This is a genomic window from Holdemanella sp. DFI.5.55, from assembly GCF_020593575.1.
GTDB lineage: Bacteria > Bacillota_I > Bacilli_A > Erysipelotrichales > Erysipelotrichaceae > Holdemanella > Holdemanella hominis.
Window position 1 is genome coordinate 1 of the sequence record NZ_JAJDMK010000040.1, and the last position, 20,642, is coordinate 20,642.

20 protein-coding genes are annotated in these 20,642 nt (G+C 34.4%); 13 read left to right on the forward strand and 7 right to left on the reverse strand.

Annotation, left to right across the window (positions count from 1 at the left end; all coding sequences use genetic code 11):
- Positions 1–244: 244 nt before the first annotated feature.
- Entirely contained in the window at positions 245–1,648 is a 1,404-nt protein-coding gene (uxaC, locus tag LJE08_RS08650) for a glucuronate isomerase (RefSeq protein ID WP_117926022.1), read from the forward strand.
- Between the two features lie 49 nt (positions 1,649–1,697).
- On the opposite strand, the gene LJE08_RS08655 is transcribed toward uxaC, so the two are convergent.
- On the reverse strand, positions 1,698–2,879 hold the full coding sequence (locus LJE08_RS08655) for a response regulator transcription factor (protein ID WP_227402947.1): 1,182 nt from the start codon (positions 2,877–2,879) through the stop codon (positions 1,698–1,700).
- A 317-nt stretch (positions 2,880–3,196) separates the two neighbouring features.
- Here LJE08_RS08655 and LJE08_RS08660 point away from each other — a divergent pair, with 317 nt between their 5' ends.
- The 9 genes from LJE08_RS08660 (at position 3,197) to LJE08_RS08700 (ending at position 13,885) form a co-directional block, all read left to right on the forward strand.
- The gene (locus LJE08_RS08660) at positions 3,197–5,458 is read left to right on the forward strand and encodes a glycoside hydrolase family 2 protein (RefSeq protein WP_227402948.1); all 2,262 of its coding nucleotides are present in this window, start codon (positions 3,197–3,199) and stop codon (positions 5,456–5,458) included.
- Between the two features lie 12 nt (positions 5,459–5,470).
- A complete protein-coding gene (locus LJE08_RS08665) occupies positions 5,471–6,859 on the forward strand; it encodes an MFS transporter (RefSeq protein WP_117926018.1) in 1,389 nt (462 codons plus the stop codon).
- A 389-nt stretch (positions 6,860–7,248) separates the two neighbouring features.
- Positions 7,249–7,389: a hypothetical protein gene (locus tag LJE08_RS08670; protein WP_158567624.1), complete on the forward strand. Its 141-nt coding sequence runs from the start codon at positions 7,249–7,251 to the stop codon at positions 7,387–7,389.
- A 203-nt stretch (positions 7,390–7,592) separates the two neighbouring features.
- A complete protein-coding gene (locus tag LJE08_RS08675; RefSeq protein ID WP_227402949.1) occupies positions 7,593–9,683 on the forward strand; it encodes a PTS transporter subunit IIABC in 2,091 nt (696 codons plus the stop codon).
- Between the two features lie 5 nt (positions 9,684–9,688).
- Positions 9,689–10,522 carry a PRD domain-containing protein gene (locus LJE08_RS08680; RefSeq protein WP_186998888.1) on the forward strand — a complete coding sequence of 278 codons (834 nt, stop codon included), beginning with the start codon at positions 9,689–9,691 and terminating at the stop codon, positions 10,520–10,522.
- A 199-nt stretch (positions 10,523–10,721) separates the two neighbouring features.
- Positions 10,722–11,702 (forward strand): PTS sugar transporter subunit IIB, encoded by a 981-nt coding sequence (locus LJE08_RS08685; RefSeq protein ID WP_003866163.1) that lies wholly within the window; start codon positions 10,722–10,724, stop codon positions 11,700–11,702.
- Between the two features lie 18 nt (positions 11,703–11,720).
- Positions 11,721–12,539: a PTS mannose/fructose/sorbose transporter subunit IIC gene (locus LJE08_RS08690; RefSeq protein ID WP_117926014.1), complete on the forward strand. Its 819-nt coding sequence runs from the start codon at positions 11,721–11,723 to the stop codon at positions 12,537–12,539.
- A gap of 23 nt (positions 12,540–12,562) precedes the next feature.
- Complete coding sequence (locus LJE08_RS08695) at positions 12,563–13,480, forward strand: PTS system mannose/fructose/sorbose family transporter subunit IID (RefSeq protein ID WP_117926012.1); 918 nt, start codon at positions 12,563–12,565, stop codon at positions 13,478–13,480.
- A gap of 18 nt (positions 13,481–13,498) precedes the next feature.
- Positions 13,499–13,885: a DUF956 family protein gene (locus LJE08_RS08700; protein WP_117926010.1), complete on the forward strand. Its 387-nt coding sequence runs from the start codon at positions 13,499–13,501 to the stop codon at positions 13,883–13,885.
- Between the two features lie 149 nt (positions 13,886–14,034).
- On the opposite strand, the gene LJE08_RS08705 is transcribed toward LJE08_RS08700, so the two are convergent.
- Positions 14,035–14,886 (reverse strand): HAD-IIB family hydrolase, encoded by an 852-nt coding sequence (locus tag LJE08_RS08705; RefSeq protein ID WP_227402950.1) that lies wholly within the window; start codon positions 14,884–14,886, stop codon positions 14,035–14,037.
- Between the two features lie 135 nt (positions 14,887–15,021).
- Here LJE08_RS08705 and LJE08_RS08710 point away from each other — a divergent pair, with 135 nt between their 5' ends.
- Positions 15,022–16,182: a cation diffusion facilitator family transporter gene (locus tag LJE08_RS08710; protein WP_217256823.1), complete on the forward strand. Its 1,161-nt coding sequence runs from the start codon at positions 15,022–15,024 to the stop codon at positions 16,180–16,182.
- Positions 16,183–16,193: 11 nt separating this feature from the next.
- On the opposite strand, the gene LJE08_RS08715 is transcribed toward LJE08_RS08710, so the two are convergent.
- Both LJE08_RS08715 and LJE08_RS08720 read right to left on the reverse strand, forming a co-directional pair.
- On the reverse strand, positions 16,194–16,952 hold the full coding sequence (locus LJE08_RS08715) for a DeoR/GlpR family DNA-binding transcription regulator (protein WP_117926004.1): 759 nt from the start codon (positions 16,950–16,952) through the stop codon (positions 16,194–16,196).
- Between the two features lie 3 nt (positions 16,953–16,955).
- Positions 16,956–17,723 (reverse strand): DeoR/GlpR family DNA-binding transcription regulator, encoded by a 768-nt coding sequence (locus tag LJE08_RS08720; RefSeq protein ID WP_227402951.1) that lies wholly within the window; start codon positions 17,721–17,723, stop codon positions 16,956–16,958.
- A gap of 156 nt (positions 17,724–17,879) precedes the next feature.
- Between LJE08_RS08720 and LJE08_RS08725 the strand changes: the two genes are divergently transcribed.
- Together LJE08_RS08725 and LJE08_RS08730 are read left to right on the forward strand one after the other, a co-directional pair.
- Positions 17,880–18,152 carry a hypothetical protein gene (locus LJE08_RS08725; protein ID WP_186998880.1) on the forward strand — a complete coding sequence of 91 codons (273 nt, stop codon included), beginning with the start codon at positions 17,880–17,882 and terminating at the stop codon, positions 18,150–18,152.
- Positions 18,153–18,249: 97 nt separating this feature from the next.
- Positions 18,250–18,534, forward strand: coding sequence for a hypothetical protein (locus LJE08_RS08730; RefSeq protein ID WP_227402952.1), 285 nt, complete (start codon positions 18,250–18,252; stop codon positions 18,532–18,534).
- 7 nt (positions 18,535–18,541) lie between these two features.
- On the opposite strand, the gene LJE08_RS08735 is transcribed toward LJE08_RS08730, so the two are convergent.
- The 3 genes from LJE08_RS08735 to LJE08_RS08745 all read right to left on the reverse strand — a co-directional run bounded on the left by LJE08_RS08735 (position 18,542) and on the right by LJE08_RS08745 (position 20,491).
- Positions 18,542–19,315 (reverse strand): polyphenol oxidase family protein, encoded by a 774-nt coding sequence (locus LJE08_RS08735; RefSeq protein WP_227402953.1) that lies wholly within the window; start codon positions 19,313–19,315, stop codon positions 18,542–18,544.
- Positions 19,296–19,796 (reverse strand): flavin reductase, encoded by a 501-nt coding sequence (locus LJE08_RS08740; protein WP_227402954.1) that lies wholly within the window; start codon positions 19,794–19,796, stop codon positions 19,296–19,298. Before LJE08_RS08740 ends, LJE08_RS08735 begins: the two co-directional genes overlap by 20 nt.
- Positions 19,797–19,993: 197 nt before the next feature.
- A complete protein-coding gene (locus LJE08_RS08745) occupies positions 19,994–20,491 on the reverse strand; it encodes a hypothetical protein (RefSeq protein WP_227402955.1) in 498 nt (165 codons plus the stop codon).
- Positions 20,492–20,642 lie beyond the last annotated feature (151 nt).

A 20,642-nucleotide genomic window follows, 5' to 3' on the forward strand; every position in this document is an offset into this window, starting at 1 on the left:
GGGCGAAGTGTTGAAATTAGCTGGTGGAGATGGTTCAGGCCGCGTTCAAAGATAATAATTTATTTCGGTAGCAACAGATTACTATCATGTATTTATTTCTCCTAATTTACAACAACAATATACTTACATTAAAATGTCTAACTTTTAGTCGTCTGTTACTATATATAAAAAAGGATCGGTATTCTATTTTCCCTATGAATATCGGTCCATATTACTTTAAAACAACTAGAAAGCAGGAATATATATGAAACAATTTATGGATAAAAATTTCTTATTATCTACGCCAACCGCACAAAAGTTGTATCATGAATACGCTGAAAATATGCCAATTATTGACTATCATTGTCACTTGGATCCAAAAGAAATTTATGAGGATCGTCAGTTTGAAAATATAACACAAGTATGGCTTGGTGGGGATCACTATAAATGGCGTCAAATGCGCTCGAATGGTGTGGAGGAAAAATATATTACAGGAAATACATCGGATCGCGAAAAATTCCAAAAGTGGGCCGAAACATTGGAAATGGCGATTGGCAACCCTTTATATCATTGGTCTCATTTAGAGCTTAAAAAATATTTTGGTTATGAAGGTTACTTAAATGGCGATACAGCGGAAGAAGTATGGAATTTATGTAATGAAAAATTGAAGGGTATGAGCGCTCGTAGTTTAATTCAAAACTCGAATGTTAAATTATTATGTACTACAGATGATCCGGCAGACTCTTTAGAATGGCATAAAAAGATAGCTGAAGATGATTCTTTTGATGTTAAAGTTCTTCCAGCATGGCGTCCAGATAAAGCTATGAGTTTAGAAAAGCCAGACTACTTGGAGTACTTAACTCGTTTAAGTTCAGTAAGTGGAATTGAAATCCATAGTTTTGAAACATTGATTAAAGCCCTAAAGAATCGAATGGATTTCTTTGAAGCCAATGGGTGTTGTGTAAGTGATCATGGATTAGAGTATGTAATGTATAAACCAGCATCGTTTGAAACGGTTGAGGAAATCTTTGCGAAGCGTTTCAAGGGTGAGGTTATTACGCATGAGGAAGAGTTAGTGTTTAAAACTGCATTTATGGTGGCTTTAGGTAAAGAATACAATAAGAAGAATTGGGTGATGCAACTACACTATGGGGTTAAGCGTGACAACAACAAGGCTGTATTTAATAAGTTAGGTCCAGATGCAGGTATTGATTGTATCAATAACTTTGCACCTTCAAGTGAAATGGCAGATTATCTAAATGCACTTGCAATCACGGATGAGTTGCCTAAAACAATTCTATATTCTTTAAATCCAATGGATAATGCAGCCATTGGTACAATTATTGGTTGTTTTCAAGATTCAAGTAACATTGGAAAGATTCAACAAGGTTCAGCGTGGTGGTTTAATGATCATAAAACAGGTATGACAGATCAAATGACGTCTCTGGCAAATCTTGGCTTATTATCAAACTTTGTCGGTATGTTGACAGATTCTCGTAGTTTCTTGTCGTATACACGTCATGAGTATTTCCGTCGTATTCTTTGTGAATTATTGGGAAATTGGGTAGAAAATGGTGAATATCCAGCCGATTATAAAGCTTTAGAAAAGATTGTTAAGGGGATTTCATATAATAATGCAGTCCGCTACTTTGGCTTTAATGTAAAATAATAATATGTAAGAGAAAACGTACTTCTTGGTAGTGTGAAGTACGCTTTTTTTATCGAATATCTTCTTTGAATTCACTCGGTGTTTTGTTCATTACTTTCTTAAAAATCTTAGTAAAGTAATTTACGTCAGGAATACCACAATATTGAGCAATGTTTTGAATCTGCATATCTGTTGAACTCAGTAGATAGACTGCATGTTCAATTCTTTTTGTGTTTACATAGTTTGTAAGTGTAGTTCCTGCCTCTTTTTTAAAGAGGGCTGATAAATAGTTTGGACTTAAATTTAATAAGTTTGAAAGAGCACTTAAACTTAAATCCGCAGTTAAATCCGTATCAATATATGTGATGACTTTTTGGATAGGTAAAGAATAATGATTGATGGAGTGTTTTTTAACCAATAGACAATATTTTTCAACCATATTTTTTTGAAGTTCAATACCTTTTTTTACCGAGGTGATATTCTCAATTTCTTTCGCAAATTGACTCGATAGTGCATCAAGATGTATTGGATGTACTTTTCCTTTTTCGGCACTTTTCCTTAATATCGTATTTAAAATAATCGTATAGTTTTTAATATCGCGAATGGGATCGCTCAATCTTTTTTCCATTTCAAAAAAAATCGATGAGGAAGAAAATTGTTCAGCTTCGTGAATTAATCCTTTTGAGACAGCCTGTATAAGTCCATTTTCTCTGGCGTATCGTTCTTCCATAGCTTTCATTGTTAGAAATGCATCATCATTTGTTTCTTTTTTTTCTCTAGAAACAGGCTGTGCCCATTCAATGGAATGAGGATCGACTTTTTCAAGTGAAAAGTTGTTCATATTACCCCATAAATATTCGCCTAGGGTGATGATGAGTAATAATAAATGATCGATATCTTTAATAATAGGAACTTTTTCATAGAAGTATTTTAGTTGAGAAAATATTTGCGGTGAAAAATTATAATGATCGGCTAGGTTTAATAAAGATTCTTGGGTGATCTCTTGATCCAAATAAGGACCAATCATCAAATAAGTACCAGGTTTATTCGGAAGACGTAGCGCATAGTACTTACAAAAATACTTATCATTGATTTGATAGATTGTATTAGATTTACCTGCAGATGTTAAAAATTCAAAAAATTTAGGGTAGTCATCAGTACCATATATAATTTTTCTAAGACCTAGATCAAATGTAGGGGTATCGTTTTCATATATATGGATAAGCGCTGTTTTGATAGATAATTTATTCAAATATTTAATGACAAATGCATATTCTCTCTCATAATCCATAATATTTCTCCTTTAATAGTAATATTTAACTGTATTATCGTATAATATTATGATTAAGTCAATAATGTGCTATATATAAAGGTATTAATCTGTTGCCTTTTTTTCTTAAATCGAGTTAAATAAGCTGATGGTAAGAAATAATTTTCGATAATGTAAGGGGATACAGTAATAAATTACTATAAAACAATAATATATTACTACCATCATGCAATGTTAGCGATTACAATATAGATAAAGATTTGTGTTTGGTAAATAAAATATTAAAAAGGAGAAAAAAGATGCGAAAAATTATTAATTTAAATGAAAATTGGCTGTTTATTCAAAAAGACGTTGGGCTACCTAATGTTATGCCGACAGACTGGCAAACAGTGAATTTGCCTCATACTTGGAATGCGGTAGATGGACACGATGGAAATGGTTCATATGATCGTGGAAACTACTGGTATGCGAAAACTTTTAAAACTCCAACGCAAGCGTTTGGTGGTTCTAAAGTATTCGTAGAAGTATTGGCTGCTGGCCAACAAGCTACAGTGTATGTGAATGGTACTAAGGTTACGTATCATGAAGGTGGATATTCAATCTTCCGTGCCGATGTTACTGATTTGTGCAAAGAAGATGAAGAAAACTTATTAGTGATTGCTTGCAGCAATGAGTATAAAGACAGTGTATATCCCCAAAGTGCAGATTTTACATTCTATGGAGGTTTGTATCGTGGAGTCAACATCATTTGTACAACAGAAGCTCACTTTGATTTAGAGTACTATGGCGGTCCTGGAATTAAAGTGATGCCTTATCCATGTGATGGCGGTGCAAACTTTGAAATCGAATCATTCGTAAAGGATGCCGATGAAAACTTTACCGTATTATATTCAATCTTAGATGCCGATGGAAAAGAAATGGCTTCAGCTTGTCGTCCTGCAGATTCTACAAAAGTATCTGTCTTTGTTTCAGATACGACAAACTGGGATATCGACAATCCATACTTATATACAGTAACAGCGAAACTGCAAAGACGTAATGAAACATTTGATGAAGTGACAGTGAAGACAGGTGTTCGTAGCTTCTCATGTGATCCAAGTAAAGGATTTATTATCAACGGTGTAGAAACACCATTACGTGGTGTAAGTCGTCACCAAGATCAATTGTATAAAGGAAATGCGTTGACTCGTGAAGATCACTATGAAGATGCAAGAATCATTAAAGATCTAGGAGCAAATACAATTCGTTTGGCTCACTATCAACACAGTCAAGATTTCTATGAGGCATGTGATGAATTAGGCTTCATCGTCTGGGCTGAAATTCCATTTATCAGTGTATTCAATAAGAATCCAGACGCACATCAAAATTGTATCAGTCAGTTGAAAGAATTGATTATCCAAAACTACAATCACCCGTCTATTTGTTTCTGGGGAATCTCAAATGAAATCTTGATTGGTGGAATCAGTGAAAAGTTGGTGGAAAACCATAAAGAATTGAATGCGTTGGCTAAAAAATTGGATCCATCTCGTTTAACTACAATTGCACATGTAAGTATGACTCCAGTGGATAGTCCAATGCATGAAATTACAGATGTGATCAGCTACAACCACTATTTCGGATGGTATGGCGGAAAAATGGAGGACAATGGTCCTTGGATGGATATGTTCCATGAAAAACATCCAGATTTATGTCTAGGTCTATCTGAATATGGTTGTGAAGGTATTATCACTTATCATGGACCTAATCCAGCCTGTAAAGACTACAGTGAAGAATATCAGGCATTGTACCATGAGCACATGGCCAAAGTATTGAATGATCGTCCTTGGATCTGGTCAAGCCATGTATGGAATATGTTTGATTTTGGATGTGCAGCTCGTGATGAGGGCGGCGTTAAAGGTCGTAACAACAAGGGGCTAGTCACAATGGATCGTAAGACAAAGAAAGACAGCTACTTCATTTATAAAGCATATTGGAATGCAGAACCAATGGTACATGTATGTGGTAGTCGCTATGCACAAAGAGCTGGAGAAACAACTCAAATTCGTGTGTATTCAAACCAGCCAAGTGTAGCATTATATCTAAATGATGAATTGGTACAAGAATTAAGTGCAGATAAAGTATTTGTGTTCAATGTAGCATTAAAAGATGGCTTCAATACAGTATTAGCTGTTGCGGGTGATGTAAAAGACAGCATTACATTAGAAAAGGTAGAAAAAGAACCTTCAATTTATGTCTTGCCTGAAGTAAATGAGCGTGCAGAAGGTGTTAAAAACTGGTTTGAAGCCGTTGGAGATATGGATCTTAAAGCTCCAATGGAATTCCCTGAAGGAATGTACAGTATTAAAGATACGATGGAAGAAATTTCTCATAATAAAGATGCCTTTGCGATTGTTCAAAAGGCAGTTAAACTTGCGACAAACTTCAATATCGCACCTGGTGAAGGTATGTGGGATATGATGAAGGGTATGAATATGGAAAATATGCAAAAAATGGCTGGTAGTCTAGTTCCAGAAGGATTTATTGAAAGCTTAAATGCGCAATTGATCAAGATTAAGAAGTAGAGGATAAGCAGTATGAGTGAAAAAAATAATGTTCGTCCTTTTGGGTTCAAAGATAAAATCGGTTACATGTTTGGAGACTTTGGAAATGATTTTACATTCATCTTGTCTTCAAGCTTTATGTTGAAATTCTATACAGACGTTATGGGTATTCATGCAGCCGTTGTTGGTGTGTTAATGATGGCTGCAAGATTTGTGGATGCCTTCACGGATGTTGCAATGGGCCAGATTGTAGACCGTTCTAAGCCTACAAAAGACGGAAAGTTTAAACCATGGCTTCGACGTATGTGCGGTCCTGTTGCGATCTCTAGTTTCTTGGTATTCCAATCTGGATTTGCGAATATGCCGTATTTATTCAAAGTTGTTTGGATGATTGTAACTTATATTTTATGGGGAAGTATTTTCTATACTTCAATCAATATTCCTTATGGTTCAATGGCTTCTGCGATTTCAGCAGATGCAAAAGATCGTGCAAGTTTATCAACTTGGAGGTCAATCGGTTCCACATTAGCTGGTTTAGTAATTGGTGTAGGTACTCCATTGTTCGCATATGAAACAGTCAATGGAAATACTATATTATCTGGAAATCGTATGACAATTATTGCTGGTGTATTCAGTGTTATGGCTGTGATTTGTTATATGTTGTGCTTCAAGTTAGCAACTGAACGTGTAGAAGTTCCTCAAAACAATACAAAATTTAACTTTGGTGATTTGATGAAGAGTTTAGTTACAAACCGTTCATTGATTGGTATTATTGCAGCTGCAATCTTGTTACTACTTGTAATGCTTACTATGCAAGGTATGAATGCGTATTTGTTCCCGAATTTCTATGGTAATGTAGCTGCTCAATCGGTAGCTGCATTAGCTGGTAGTCTTGTTATGTTAGTTGTTTGTGCACCATTAGCTACAAAGTTATCTGCAAAATATGGTAAAAAAGAATTAGCTATTGGTTCATGTTTATTTGGTGCTGTTGTTTATTTGATTTGTTGGGTATTAAAACCAGAGAATCCATATACATATGTTGTATTCTATGTGGTAGCCAATATTGGTGTTGGATTCTTCAATATGGTTATCTGGGCAATGATTACTGACGTAATTGATGATGCAGAAGTTAAAAACGGTGTTCGTGAAGATGGAACAATCTATTCAGTATACTCATTTGCACGTAAAATTGGACAAGCTTTATCAAGTGGTATGATTGGTGCATTGTTATCAGTGATTGGATATTCTGCAGCCACTGCATTTAATCCAGAAGTAGTTAATGGCATCTTTAATATGACTTGTATCATTCCTGCGATTGGATTTGTTGGAATCGCATTGGTATTGATGTTCTTATATCCATTAAGTAAAAATCGTGTCGAAGCGAATGTATTAGAACTTAAGAAGCGTCGTGGCGAAATCTAACATATCGACTACCCAATTTGTTTTCCTTTAAACCTATAAATAGTCTATATGTGAATAAAGTGGTCAATTAAATGACCGCTTTTTTATCGCAATTTTTTTCTTTGAATTCACTAGATATTCTAATGGTTTGAATCAGCATATTATGAACTTCTAGCTTCATTTTTAATGGTTTTGAAATATTCACTAGGTGTTTTGTTCATTACTTTCTTAAAAATCTTGGTAAAGTAATTTCATGTGCGCCTAAAATTCAGTCTCATGGTTTGATATTATTATGTCCAGGTGTTTGCCTGAGGTTTAGTCGTGATCAAATGGCAGAGGCTATGAAATAAATGGGCCAAGATTACATTGATATAGAGAGTGTATGATTTAAGGCATCTTTTAATAATGAAATGACAAAACATCCAGATCCTTTTACGGAAGCTAAAGGATATAATGGTCCAGTTATGTTGATACGTGCAGATGATGATCAAGTGGATGAAGAAACTTGTTTACGTTATGCTCAGGGGGTATCAAAATGCCAAGTTCCATAAAGTTTCAAATGGAGGGCATGACTTTGCATCTATAGAAGCACGTGATAAAGTAGAAGAAACAATTTCTTCTTTTATCAAAGAACATATTTAATCAAGTAGAAATCAGATTTTTACTTTTTTTCTTATGAAAGCTTCATTGCCTTTTTTATGGACTTTTTGACAGATGTCATTTATCATCATAAATACAGTAGAGGTATTAATCAATGAAACAACATCATGTGTTTAGTTTTTTACAAAGGATGGGAAAATCCTTTATGTTACCTATCGCAGTGCTTCCTGTTGCAGGTATTTTTTTGGGTGTAGGAAGTTCTTTGACCAATGAAACAACCATAATGACATTGCATTTAGAATCAGTATTAGGGCAAGGAACCTTTTTATATTGTGTTTTAATTTTATTGAAAAAAGTGGGCAAAATTTTATTTGATAATCTACCATTAATTTTTGCGGTTTCTATAGCTTTAGGAATGTCTAAGCGAAGAAAAGAAGTCGCTGCTCTTGCAGCTATTATTGCCTTTTTTGTGATGCATGCCACAATTAATGCGTTACTTTGTTTAGATGGAAGTATAGTGAATGGTGTGGCTTCAAATTATATTCTAGATGGATCTATTACTTCGGTATGTGGAATTTTGTCGCTTGAAATGGGTGTGTTTGGCGGAATTATAGTTGGACTTGGTGTTAGTTATTTGCATAATCGTTTTTACCAGATTCAACTGCCAAATGTGATTTCTTTTTATGAAGGAGAACGCTTTATTCCAATTATTTGTGCTATTACATATGTATTAGTTGGAGTGCTTTTGTATTTTGTTTGGCCACCATTACAGCAGGGCGTTTATAATTTAGGACGATTTATATCTGACTCCGGCTATTTTGGGACATTTATTTATGGAGTTATTAAGCGTAGTTTAGTTCCTTTTGGCTTGCATCATGTTTGGTACATGCCATTTTATCAGAGTGCTCTAGGCGGTGTACAGATGGTAAATGGTTCAATTATATCGGGCGCACAGAATATTTTCTTTGCGCAATTATCCGATCCAAGTGTGACTCATTTTAGTGTGAATGCAACTAAATTTTTCTCTGGGGAATTTATTTTTATGATTTTTGGCTTGCCTGGCGTAGCTTTAGCCATGTATAAGTGTGCAAATCCAGAAGCTAAAAAAAAGACGGCGAGTTTATTGCTTTCGGCCGCTTTAACAAGTGCATTAACAGGAATTACAGAGCCGATTGAATTCTCTTTCTTGTTTGTGGCGCCATTATTATATGTTGTTCATGTGTTATTAGCCGCCACATGTTTTGTGGTTGCACAAGCTTTACAGGTTGCGATTGGATTTACTTTTTCAGCTGGGTTGCTTGATTTTACATTGTTTGGGATTTTGCAGGGAAATGCGAAGACAAATTGGATGATTGTAGTTTTGATTGGCTTGGTATATTTCTTTGTGTATTATGGGGTGTTTAAGTTTTTGATTGTAAAGTACGATTTAAAAACGCCTGGAAGAGACGAAAGCATTAAGGTGTTTGATAAGAAAAAGTATGATTTTAGTTTTGATAAATCGTTGATCGATCCTAGAAGTCAGATGATTGTTCAAGGCTTAGGTGGACGAAGTAACTTTACGGATTTAGATTGTTGCATCACAAGATTAAGAGCGACAATCAAAGATGATACTTTAATCAATGAAGGGTTGTTAAAAAAATCGGGGGCTGCAGCTATTATGTGTCAGCCAAATGCAATTCAAATTATTTATGGTCCTCAGGCTTCGAATATAAAGACAAAACTGGATGAGTATATGTTGAATGTGCCGGAAAGTTATGATTTTGAGGATAAAGAAGTTGTTTTAGAAACAAAAACACAGTTGGAACTTGAATGTTTAGTAAATGGGGAAGTAATGCCGATAGAAGATGCAACGGATTCTATGTTTGCACATAAATTGATGGGTGATGGCATTATGATTCGTCCGTATGATGGGGTTGTTGTGGCGCCGTGTGATGGAGTTATTTCAATGATTTATCCAACAAAGCATGCGATTGGTATTACAATTGATGATAATACACAGATCTTAATTCATTTTGGCACGGATTCGGCGAAATTAAATGGCAAGGGGTTTGAATTGTTGGTTAGACCAAACCAAGAAGTAAAAGCCGGAGATGTTTTGTGGAATGCAGATTTAAAGTATATCAAAGACAATGCGTTAGATGAGAATATTATAATTGTATTTACGAAAATAAAAGATGGTGCAGAAATAGAAAAAAAATATGGAAAAATGCAATGTCATGATATGATGTTAAGGGTAAAGGGATAATGGATATGTATGAAATTTTAAAGGTTTTGAATCATAATACAATCTTGGTTTTAAAAGAAAATGAAGAAATAATTGTGATGTCTAAAGGAATTGGTTTTGGTAAAAAACAAGGGGAACAAGTGGATGTTCCGCGTAATGCAAAGCAGTATAAGATGCAAAAGTCATATCAGGCGAAACAGAAATCGAATAATATTTTTGATTACATTGATCCAATGTATATTGAAATTTCATCTGAAATTATTACTTTAACAAAAGAGAAATTTGGTAAAGTAGAACATGATATTTTATTGTCTTTAGCGGATCATATTTATTTTGCGATAAAAAGAATTAAAGAGAAGGATTTCCCATCCAATCCATTTAATATGGATATTCAACTTATGTTTCCGGATGAATATTCAGTGGCGTTAAAGGCAAAGGATGTCATTGAAAAATATACGCATGAAGAAATTAATACAGATGAAATTGCTTTTATCACTTTGCATATTCACTCGGCTATATCGGTAAATAAAGTAGGAGAGTCGATGGAAGTTATGCGTATGATTCGTGAATTCTTCAAGAAATTACAAGCTGATTTAAATATTCGTATTGATGCGAATTCATTGTCATATATTCGTTTAATGAATCATATTAAGTTTTTGTTGTTGAGACTAAATAATGATGAGGAATTGCAGATGGATATTACAGAGTTCACAAAAGAAAAGTTTCCATTTGCTTATGAGCAGGCTCGTGTTTTATGTGAACAATTGAGCCGTGTTTTACATAAAGATTTGCCAGATTCGGAGTTGGGGTATTTGGCTTTACACTTGGAAAGAATTTTATCGAGTACGATTATTTCGTGAAAAATGTTGACAACGCTTTCAGAAAGTGGTAAATTTTCAGATGTAAAAAGTGAATATTCAATAGCGTGTAACTGGTTAGGCAGGCATTTACTATTTTGATTGAAGATATAATTTTTATTGGTTTATTGTATATCTTCAGTTTAAATGTATATGTCTGTCTTTTTTTGCGTATTGAATTTCTAAGAAAGGATGAAAATATATGGTAGGAATTATTCTTGCAAGTCATGGTGAATTTGCGAATGGTATCTTCCAGTCAGGAGCTATGATTTTTGGTGAACAAGCCAATGTAAAGCCTTGTACTTTGATGCCTAGTGAAGGACCTGAAGACATTCGAAAGAAGATGGAAGATGCGATCGCTTCTTTTGAAAATCAAGAAGAAGTATTGTTCTTAGTTGACCTATGGGGAGGAACTCCATTCAATCAGGCAAGTGCCTTGTTAGATGGTCACGAAGACAAATGGGCAATTGTCACAGGATTGAATTTGCCTATGTTGATTGAAACGTATGCTTCTAGATTTTCAATGGAGAAGGCGCACGAAATTGCAGCACACGTCATGCAGACGGCACAAGAGGGTGTACAGATTAATCCAAAAGAATTAGAACCAAAAGAAGAAAAGAAAGCGGAAGTAAGCGCAGCCCCTCAAGGAGCTATTCCAGAAGGAACAGTTCTTGGAGATGGACATATTAAATATGGTTTAGCACGTATTGACACACGTTTACTTCATGGTCAGGTAGCAACAGCTTGGACAAAGACAGTTGGACCAAACCGTATCATTGTTGTTAGTGACAATGTAGCTCATGACAATTTAAGAAAGAGCATGATCGAACAGGCGGCTCCTCCGGGAGTAAAAGCAAATGTCGTTCCAATCGATAAGATGATCCAGGTCGCGAAAGATCCTCGTTTTGGAGCCACAAAAGCGATGTTGTTGTTTGAAACACCACAAGATGCATTAAGAGCTATCAAAGGTGGAGTTGATATTAAAGAATTGAACTTAGGTTCAATGGCACACTCTCAAGGAAAGGTAGTTTGTACAAAGGCCGTTTCTATGGGAAGTGATGATGTAAAAACATTTGATGAATTATTAGCAATGGGAATTAAGATCGATGTTCGTAAGGTGCCAACAGATTCACCTGAAAACTTCGATGAAATTCTTAAAAAAGCAAAAACAGAATTAAAGTAAATTTAGAGGGAGATTATTATGTCAGCGATTAGCGTTATTTTAGTTATAATTGTTGCCTTCTTAGCCGGTATGGAAGGGATTCTTGACCAATTTGAATTCCACCAACCATTAGTAGCATGTACATTAATTGGTTTGGTTACTGGTCACTTAAAAGAAGGTGTTATGTTAGGTGGTTCTTTGCAGTTGATGGCTTTAGGTTGGGCAAACATTGGTGCAGCTGTTGCACCCGATGCTGCACTAGCTTCAGTTGCTTCTGCAATTATTATGGTTTTAGGTTTAAATGGTGGAACAACAGATACTACAACTGCTATTTCTACAGCAATTGCCGTAGCTATTCCATTATCAGTAGCTGGTTTATTCTTAACTATGCTTTGCCGTACAATTGCAATTCCAATTGTTCACTTCATGGATGCTGCTGCTGAAAAAGGTGATTTTGGAGCAATTGAACGTTGGCAAATTGTAGGTATTTGTTTACAAGGTGTTCGTATTGCGATTCCTGCTGCTGCATTATGTTTCGTACCTAGTTCAGTTGTAACTGGTGTATTAAATGCAATGCCAGCTTGGTTATCTGGTGGTATGACAGTTGGTGGAGGAATGGTTGCTGCCGTTGGTTATGCAATGGTTATCAACATGATGGCTACAAAGGAAACTTGGCCATTCTTCGCTTTAGGTTTCGTATTTGCTTGTGTAAGTGAATTCACACTAATTGCTTTAGGTGTTATTGGTGTTGTTATCGCAATCGTTTATTTAGGTTTGAAAGATGCTGCTAAAAATAATGGTGGAGGATCGAATACTGGTTCTGGTGATCCATTAGGCGACATCTTGAATGATTACTAGGATTTTGAAGGAGGTAAATGAAAATGGCTGAAAAAATTACATTAACTAAACAAGATCGTAAAAAAGTTTGGTGGCGTCATCAATTCCTTCAGGGTTCTTGGAACTATGAACGTATGCAAAATGGTGGATGGTGCTATTCAATTATTCCTGCAATCAAAAAATTATATTCTAACAAGGAAGATCAAGTTGCTGCTTTAAAACGTCACATGGAGTTCTATAACACTCACCCTTATGTGTCAAGTCCAGTAATGGGTGTTACACTTGCTTTGGAAGAAGAAAAAGCAAATGGTGAAAATGTAGATGATACAGCAATCCAAGGTGTTAAAGTAGGTATGATGGGGCCTTTAGCTGGTGTTGGCGACCCAGTATTCTGGTTTACAATGCGTCCAATTTTAGGTGCATTAGGAGCTTCTTTAGCATTAAGTGGAAATATTCTAGGACCTATCTTATTCTTTGTATTATGGAACGTAATTCGTTTAGCATTCATGTGGTATACACAAGAATTTGGTTACAATGTAGGTACTAAAATTGCTAAAGATATGTCAGGTGGACTTCTTGGAAAAATAACTCAAGGTGCAAGTATCTTAGGTATGTTTATCATTGGTGCATTGGTTCAACGTTGGGTAAGTATTTCGTTTACTCCAGTTGTTTCAAGTGTTGCTCAATCTGAAGGTGCATACATTGATTGGTCACAAATTCAAGGAAATGCTGATGGAATTAAGAGTGCATTAGAACAATATTCTTCATTAGGAGCTACTGGTTTAAATCAAATCAAAGTTACAACTTTACAACAAAACTTAGATTCATTGATTCCTGGTCTTGCAGCTTTATTATTAACTTTATTATGCTGTAAATTATTGAAGAAGAAAGTTTCTCCAATCACAATTATCATCGCATTATTCGTAGTTGGTATTATTGGTCGTGTAATCGGAATTATGTAATAGCTTAAGGAGGTACATATGGCACAATCATTAAATTCAAAAGTAGATTTAACAATTAAGGCAACATCTTTTGCAGGATTAAGTACAAATGGAAATGTCATGGTTGGAAATAAAGCGTTTGAATTCTATAATGAAAGAAATGTTGAAGATTGTATTCAAATTCCATGGGATACAATTGATCGAGTAGAAGCGAGTGTCTTATTTAATAAAAGTATTTCTCGATTTGTGATTTTCATAAATGAGAAAACATACTTTACTTTCTCTACAAAAGACAACAAAAAAACACTGCGTGCTATAAGAGAATATGTACCTGCAGATCGAATGCTTCGATCATTAAGTTTTTGGGATGTGTTTAAACGAGGTTTAATGTATATTCCAAATAAATTACTACATTCTAATAACTAAGTATTGTTAACCCAATCCACATTATGTTGATTGGGTTTTCTTTCTTTTAAATTGGTGTACACGAATAGTAAAGAATACAGGAGAAAAATAATATGACGTGTGACTTTTTCACAGAAAAAGTCTTTCTTAATGAAAAAGGATGTGGAACTTTAGAATTTCACATCCTTGTTGTTTAATATATGATCAAATATGTAGTGTCCTACACCACCATCAAGACAATCGTAGTCAGTAATATCGTCGGCCAATGCCTTTGTGTTTGGATTGCCGTCTTTTAGGCAGACTCCCCATCCACTTGTGAGTAGTAAAGAATTATCGTTTTCATTATCGCCAAATGCAATTGTATCTTCTAAGTGAATCTGATTCCATTCGCAATACATTTCTAAACCTCTACCTTTGGAGAAACCACTATACATTAATTCGATAGTTCCTGGGAATGTTTCAATAGTTTGGTATTTCCCTTTATATTGTTCTTCTACTTGATCACGGATAAGTTGTGTTGTTTCTGGGTCTGTCCTAAATAAGAACTTATAAACAGGTTTTTCACAAAAACCATCAATATCACCTGTCTTATCGATAAGTAGAATATTTTTACGTTTGGCCATATCTAATAAGTCATCGCTGATATTCATAACATTGCGAAGTTGATTTCCTTCTACGTTTACGGACACTTTCTTTTCTAAGATGATTGGCATCAAGAAAGTTAAGACTTCCTTCATTTCTTTAACACTTAACATGTCCATCGTAAATGATTTATTCAGGTTACGATCATAGATCATACCTCCATTCATTCCGATAATGAAATCAAACTCGAAGCCTAGATTCCAAAAGATTCCTTTCGTTTTTTCCATTTCGGTGATTTCTCTTCCAGTTGCCAAACCAATTTTTACGTTTTTATCATGAAGTTCTTTTAAAGCTTGTATTGTGATTTCAGGTAAGGGACTGCCCTTAGAACTTAGGGTCATATCAACGTCGGCAGCTAAAACCTCAATTTTTTTGATCATAAAATGTACCTCCATCACCTAAAATGTATACGATTTCATATGAAGTTGCAACATGAAAGTTATATTGTACTACCTATTTCGTTTTGTGTTTTGTCTTTAGGTAAGCTATACTTTAGAGACTGAAGGTGGTAAATAATGAATTTTTTAGTGCGTAGATTTATAAAGAATTATCAAGATACAAAAGATGCCAATGTGAGAACGAGTGTTGGTAAATTATCGGGGATTGTGGGTATATTTAGTAACTTGTTTTTATTTGTGATTAAGTTTGTGATTGGTACTATTGTACATTCGGTATCTATTCAAGCGGATGGTGTAAACAACTTAACGGATGCGGGTTCGAATATTATTTCGATTTTATCTTTTCATCTCGCAAATAAGCCAGCAGATAAGGATCATCCATTTGGTCATGAAAGAACGGAAACAATCGCATCATTATTTGTGGGAATATTGATTTTAGTTTTAGGTTTTGAAACTGCAAAAGAAAGTATTTCTAAAGTGATTCATCCGGGAAGTATTGATTTTAGAATTGCATCCGTCATTATTCTTTTAATTTCTATCATAGTTAAATTTTGGATGTATGCATACAATAAGAAGCTTTCTAAAACATATGATTCAAGTCTCTTAGAAGCAACGGCATTGGATTCAATTAGTGATGTATGTGGAACAACAGCTGTTCTTGTATCGACATTGTTGTCTCCAGTTCTTCACTTCAATCTAGATGGATACATGGGTATCGTAGTTTCAGGAATTATCCTTTATGGAGCTTATGGCTTATTAAGAGATATGATTAATTCTTTGATTGGAGAAGCACCGGATCCTGAACTTGTACACAATATTGTAGATATGATCATGGCACATCCTGCAATTTTAGGCGTGCATGATATGATGCTGCATAATTATGGCCCAAATAAGATTTTTGCGAGTGCTCACGTAGAAGTGGATTCGTCCAAAGATATCTTTGAAACGCATGATCATATTGATAATATAGAGCGTGAAGTCAAAAAGAATATGAATATTGATTTAGTTTTACATATGGACCCAGTAAAGGTAAATGATCCAGAGACAGAGTTGTATCGTGCAAAAGTGGTAGAAGCCATTCATCAAATTGATCCGAAATGGAGATTTCATGATTTTAGAATTGTGTCAGGACCAACACATGTGAATTTGGTGTTTGATTTGGTGATTCCATTTGAAGAAAAGTATGCGCAGGAAGAAATAGAAGAAATGCTTCTAAAACATATTGAATCGGATAAAAAGATTTATTTAGTACTCACAATTGATCATCCATACGCATAAGGCAGAAGTGTTTAAACTTCTGCCTCTATTATTTCTGGGATTACTTGGATTTGAGTTTTTTCTTCTTTAGTTAATGTGTTTGAAATAAATACATCCACTTCTTTGAATTTACAGTACGTGTATTCAGGTTGTGTATTAAATTTATTTTTATCAGTTACCACAATGATTTTTTCACTTTGTTGAAGAATGTGTCGCTTTAATTCATATTCATTTTCATAAGTAGTAAATCCATTGTTGTCTTTAAATCCTTTGGTTCCTAAAATCGCAACATCAATATGAATATAATCGATAGTTTCACTGGCAAAGTTTCCATAAGAGCGATAGGCATTGTTGGAAATGTTTCCACCAATCAAAATAACGTGCATATTTAGTTTAGCGCATTTGTAGGCTACAAAAATGGAGTTTGTCACAATCGTAATATTATGAATGGATTGAAGAAAGGGAATACCTGCTTGACATGTACTACCGGCATCTAAATAGACAACCATTCCTTCTTTGATAAAGGTGCAAGTTTGTCTCATGATTTGTTTCTTTTCTTCAATATATTCTTGATTTCTTAATGAAATGGGCATTTCATCAGGTTCTTCTAACAGCAGCGCATAGCCATGCTCTTTTTTAATGATTTTAGAATCTTCGAGTTCAATAATATCTTTACGAATGGTTTCACTTGAAGTTTGAAAGTAATCCGATAAATCGGATATCTTGATTTTTGGATGTTCCTGTAGAAGTTGACGAATCTTGAATTGTCTTTCATCTTTCTTTTTTGACATAAGCTACACCTGTGTGACTTTCTTGACTGTTTTTACAACATCATATTGTTCTGGTGTCAAATGGTTTGTGATGAATTCATCGAACTCATTAAATTTACAAAAGGCATAAGGCGCAATATCTGCCTTATTATTGACTTTACTTGCATCACTGATCATGATTTTTTTTGTGGATTGATTCATAACGTGACGTTTAAAACCAAGTTCATCGGCAGAAATGGTGGTAAATCCATGACTCTTTTCGGTGAAAGCATCTGTTCCCATGATGGCTAAATCAATGTTTAAATGGTCGATGATTTCGGTTGCGAAATGTCCATAGGTTCTTTTTCCTATATTGAATAATAAACCACCAGCCATAATGATATTTAAATTCATGTTGGCACATTCATAAGCTACAAGAATAGAATTGGTGACAATGGTGATGTCGCTTTTGTTTCGTAAGGCGCTTATGGCCGTTAAAATTGTGCTTCCAGAATCCAAATATACGGTCATGCCATTTTCGATTCGGCTAAATGCTTCTAGGGCTACAATTTTTTTCATTTCCTTATTTTTTTGTGCTTTTAATTCGACAAATGTTTCGACAGAAGAACTTTGAATTTTGGCGTAGCCATGTTCTCGAACTAATATTTTTCTTTCTTGTAGTTCATCTAAATCTTTACGTAGTGTTTCTGGAGTAACAGAAAGTAATTTAGTGAGTTCTGCGACTTTTATTTTTTCTTTTTCTTCAAGAATTTGACGAATTTGAAGTTGTCTTTCTTCTTTTTTCTTTGACATGTTTTCACCTTTTTCCTTTTGAATCCAATTAAATTATAAACGAAATATTTTGAAAACAGAATAAAAAGTGGGAATACAAATAATTTGAAAGTGGGTAATGAATTCAATATTGTTTCTGTGCATAATGAGATTGTCTAAAGAAAGTATGTGATAGATATGGTAGTTCGATTAAATCCTGTTGAATTTGCGAAGGCAATGATGAAAAAGAAGAAACAATTGATTCCCACACCAATTGTTTTAGATAATGGAATTGCCGGTATTGTGTATGGATATTATGAAGGTGAGGATCTTTATTATTTGGATCGACTTGATGTCGATGTTTCTAAAAAAGAAGCATTAAGAAAAATGAATGTAATGGAATTGAGACAAGAAATAGCGTTAAAGATTAAAATTTTTGTAGCCAACTCAAATTTAAATAAAAACTTTTGAATCATAATTAAAAATTTGGAAAACTAAAAAATTAAGCTAGACTATTGAGGAGAATTCATAATTCATACATAATGCAAGTGTCAAAGGGAGATAAGAAATGTGTACTGTCGTCCATCTTGAACCAGAAGATTTCGCAAGAGAATTAGTTCATAATCCAAAAAATGTTTATGCCAGAACGTATGTCCTCGATTGTGGGCTTGCCGTAGTCATTTATATGTGTCAAGATTCGCATTTCCTATACTACTTAGACAGACCGGATTGTTCGAAAGAAAAAAAGGACATGCTGAAATCAATGAGTTTTTATGAACTGCATGCCGAAATCTATCGTAAGGTCAATTTAGATAATCGTCTTCGTGAAAGACAAAAAAAACCAAGCTGCTGACTTGGGTTTATTTAATGTATCCGAAGGTAAAGTGTTCGCCTGTTTGTTTATCATTACGATAGCTAAAACATGTATCGAATTCTTTTTTTGTATCATATTTGCTTGAATGAATGTTTTTCTCTGGAATACCTAATTCTTTACACATTTCAATGTTAATACCTTGATTATCAATATAGGCTTTTTCATTTGGCATATATCGAATGAAAGGTGTTGTATCAATACTGATTTGTTTCATTTGTTCAACAACTTCCATACCTACTTCTAAAGAATCAAATTGAATGCTTGGAGAAAAATATATGTGACAGGATTCAGGATGAATCAAATCTTTTTCGATTAATTCGCTCAAGCATTTTTTAGTGATTTCTAAAGTGGTTCCTTTCCATCCGGAATGAATGGCGCATATGCATGGTGTTGTTTCATCGACCACGAGAATGCCTAAACAATCCGCGGTAAATACGCCAATTAGAATGTTTGGCTCTGTCGTATATACGGCATCTACATTCATAATGCTTGTATCTTTATCATAGGCCCCCTTGCCTTCATCGCTCGAAGTAATGTGGGCCATATTGTTTGTGTGCTTTTGCCAAGGAAGTGCCCAATGATCTAGAGGCATATTTAATTCTTCAGCCAATCTTTTGCGGTTGATCATAACCGCTTTTGGATCGATACATACATGAAGTGCGGTATTGTTCTTTTCAGGAAGTGCAATATCTTTTAGTGTAGTAGCACCAAATATGTGTTCGTTATTGATATGAATAATTTTATTTTTTTGTATAGACATCTGTAATTTCTCCAATATATACATAGTGCAAATCATCAAGTGGATAATTTCTTTCGTAAATTTCAGGCAATAAGAAATGTTCTTTTTCGAGTTTTCCAACATAGAGCTTCTTACAAATAAAGACTTCTTTAGCTTCTTTAAATGTAGGATTTCCATCAACCATTTCAATGTGGAAGTTCACGTTTGTAATCTTATCTTCATCCTTACCTGATTTTGTGCCTAAGTAAGATAGCTCTTTATGCTTATCATCAAAGAAGGATAGGGTGAACGTCTCACTTTCATCAACGAATTCTTTTGTGTATCTTTGCGGACGAATAAAGATAATCGCAACATTCTTATTCCATAAATGACCAAGAGTTCCCCAGGAAGCGGTCATAGTGTTGGTTTTACCGTTTTTGGTAGCACTGATAAGTAGCCAGCCTTTTCCAACCTTATCAAAAGGATTGAAGCTTAGACTATGAATATCAACTTTTTCAAACATATATAATCCCTCCTATATTTTCTGTTTTAAAATCAAATAAACTTCAGCTTTTGTTGCTTCTGGATATGGTTGTACAAATAGAAGTCCAATTCCGAACAAATTGCCCTAAAATGATCCACCCTAAAAAAGATAAATCTAGAACGAAGAAGTCTGCCTTTTGTCCTGTTGTCATTTGTTTGGACAAAGAGAAGGTTTCATCAGCCGAAAGATTTGGATTTTGCCAATAGATATGGAATCATAGGATATTCGTAAGCTTTATTAACTACAGGTACTATGAATAAGAATAGCCGTAGTAGTGTTTTTAAATCCATCAAAAACATGATTTTTATCACATTTAAATAATTGCCCTTAAATCCTTTGAATATTTCACTGAGTTCAGACTTTTCATCAGGGTTCTTAATAAAATATCTATTGTTTCCAACTACAATAACATTACCAATAAAGATTGTATAGAGTATTCCAAAAATACTGGCGACAGAAATGAATGAATAAAATATATATTGGAAATTAGAGGAATAGAATATAGGTTGGGTTTCATAAGAAAGATTGTTTGATGCAAAGTCTTGTATTCTTTCAATAATCGTTGTTTTTTCACCTGTCAATGTTGATGCAATCAGCGTAACCACAAACATTTTCCAATAGTTGCGTTTTATAATGAGTTTGGCTTGTTCTTTAACTTGTTGTCGATTCCACATAGAAGCGCCTTCTTCCTTATGTTTTAATTTTATCACATAAGGAAATGAATGAGGTGAAAAAGATAGATGATTGTCTGGTTGATGAATTTTGTAATACGTATGCCTAAAATAAGAAAACCATTCTAGTGTTGGCGTCTAGAATGGTTTCTTT

Bases quoted from the DNA above. Each gene is read 5' to 3' on its own strand.
- uxaC (WP_117926022.1), top strand. From the start codon at position 245: ATGAAACAATTTATGGATAAAAATTTCTTATTATCTACGCCAACCGCA.
- LJE08_RS08660 (WP_227402948.1), top strand. From the start codon at position 3,197: ATGCGAAAAATTATTAATTTAAATGAAAATTGGCTGTTTATTCAAAAA.
- LJE08_RS08665 (WP_117926018.1), top strand. From the start codon at position 5,471: ATGAGTGAAAAAAATAATGTTCGTCCTTTTGGGTTCAAAGATAAAATC.
- LJE08_RS08670 (WP_158567624.1), top strand. From the start codon at position 7,249: ATGACAAAACATCCAGATCCTTTTACGGAAGCTAAAGGATATAATGGT.
- LJE08_RS08675 (WP_227402949.1), top strand. From the start codon at position 7,593: ATGAAACAACATCATGTGTTTAGTTTTTTACAAAGGATGGGAAAATCC.
- LJE08_RS08680 (WP_186998888.1), top strand. From the start codon at position 9,689: ATGTATGAAATTTTAAAGGTTTTGAATCATAATACAATCTTGGTTTTA.
- LJE08_RS08685 (WP_003866163.1), top strand. From the start codon at position 10,722: ATGGTAGGAATTATTCTTGCAAGTCATGGTGAATTTGCGAATGGTATC.
- LJE08_RS08690 (WP_117926014.1), top strand. From the start codon at position 11,721: ATGTCAGCGATTAGCGTTATTTTAGTTATAATTGTTGCCTTCTTAGCC.
- LJE08_RS08695 (WP_117926012.1), top strand. From the start codon at position 12,563: ATGGCTGAAAAAATTACATTAACTAAACAAGATCGTAAAAAAGTTTGG.
- LJE08_RS08700 (WP_117926010.1), top strand. From the start codon at position 13,499: ATGGCACAATCATTAAATTCAAAAGTAGATTTAACAATTAAGGCAACA.
- LJE08_RS08705 (WP_227402950.1), bottom strand. From the start codon at position 14,886: ATGATCAAAAAAATTGAGGTTTTAGCTGCCGACGTTGATATGACCCTA.
- LJE08_RS08710 (WP_217256823.1), top strand. From the start codon at position 15,022: ATGAATTTTTTAGTGCGTAGATTTATAAAGAATTATCAAGATACAAAA.
- LJE08_RS08715 (WP_117926004.1), bottom strand. From the start codon at position 16,952: ATGTCAAAAAAGAAAGATGAAAGACAATTCAAGATTCGTCAACTTCTA.
- LJE08_RS08720 (WP_227402951.1), bottom strand. From the start codon at position 17,723: ATGTCAAAGAAAAAAGAAGAAAGACAACTTCAAATTCGTCAAATTCTT.
- LJE08_RS08725 (WP_186998880.1), top strand. From the start codon at position 17,880: ATGGTAGTTCGATTAAATCCTGTTGAATTTGCGAAGGCAATGATGAAA.
- LJE08_RS08730 (WP_227402952.1), top strand. From the start codon at position 18,250: ATGTGTACTGTCGTCCATCTTGAACCAGAAGATTTCGCAAGAGAATTA.
- LJE08_RS08735 (WP_227402953.1), bottom strand. From the start codon at position 19,315: ATGTCTATACAAAAAAATAAAATTATTCATATCAATAACGAACACATA.
- LJE08_RS08740 (WP_227402954.1), bottom strand. From the start codon at position 19,796: ATGTTTGAAAAAGTTGATATTCATAGTCTAAGCTTCAATCCTTTTGAT.
- LJE08_RS08745 (WP_227402955.1), bottom strand. From the start codon at position 20,491: ATGTGGAATCGACAACAAGTTAAAGAACAAGCCAAACTCATTATAAAA.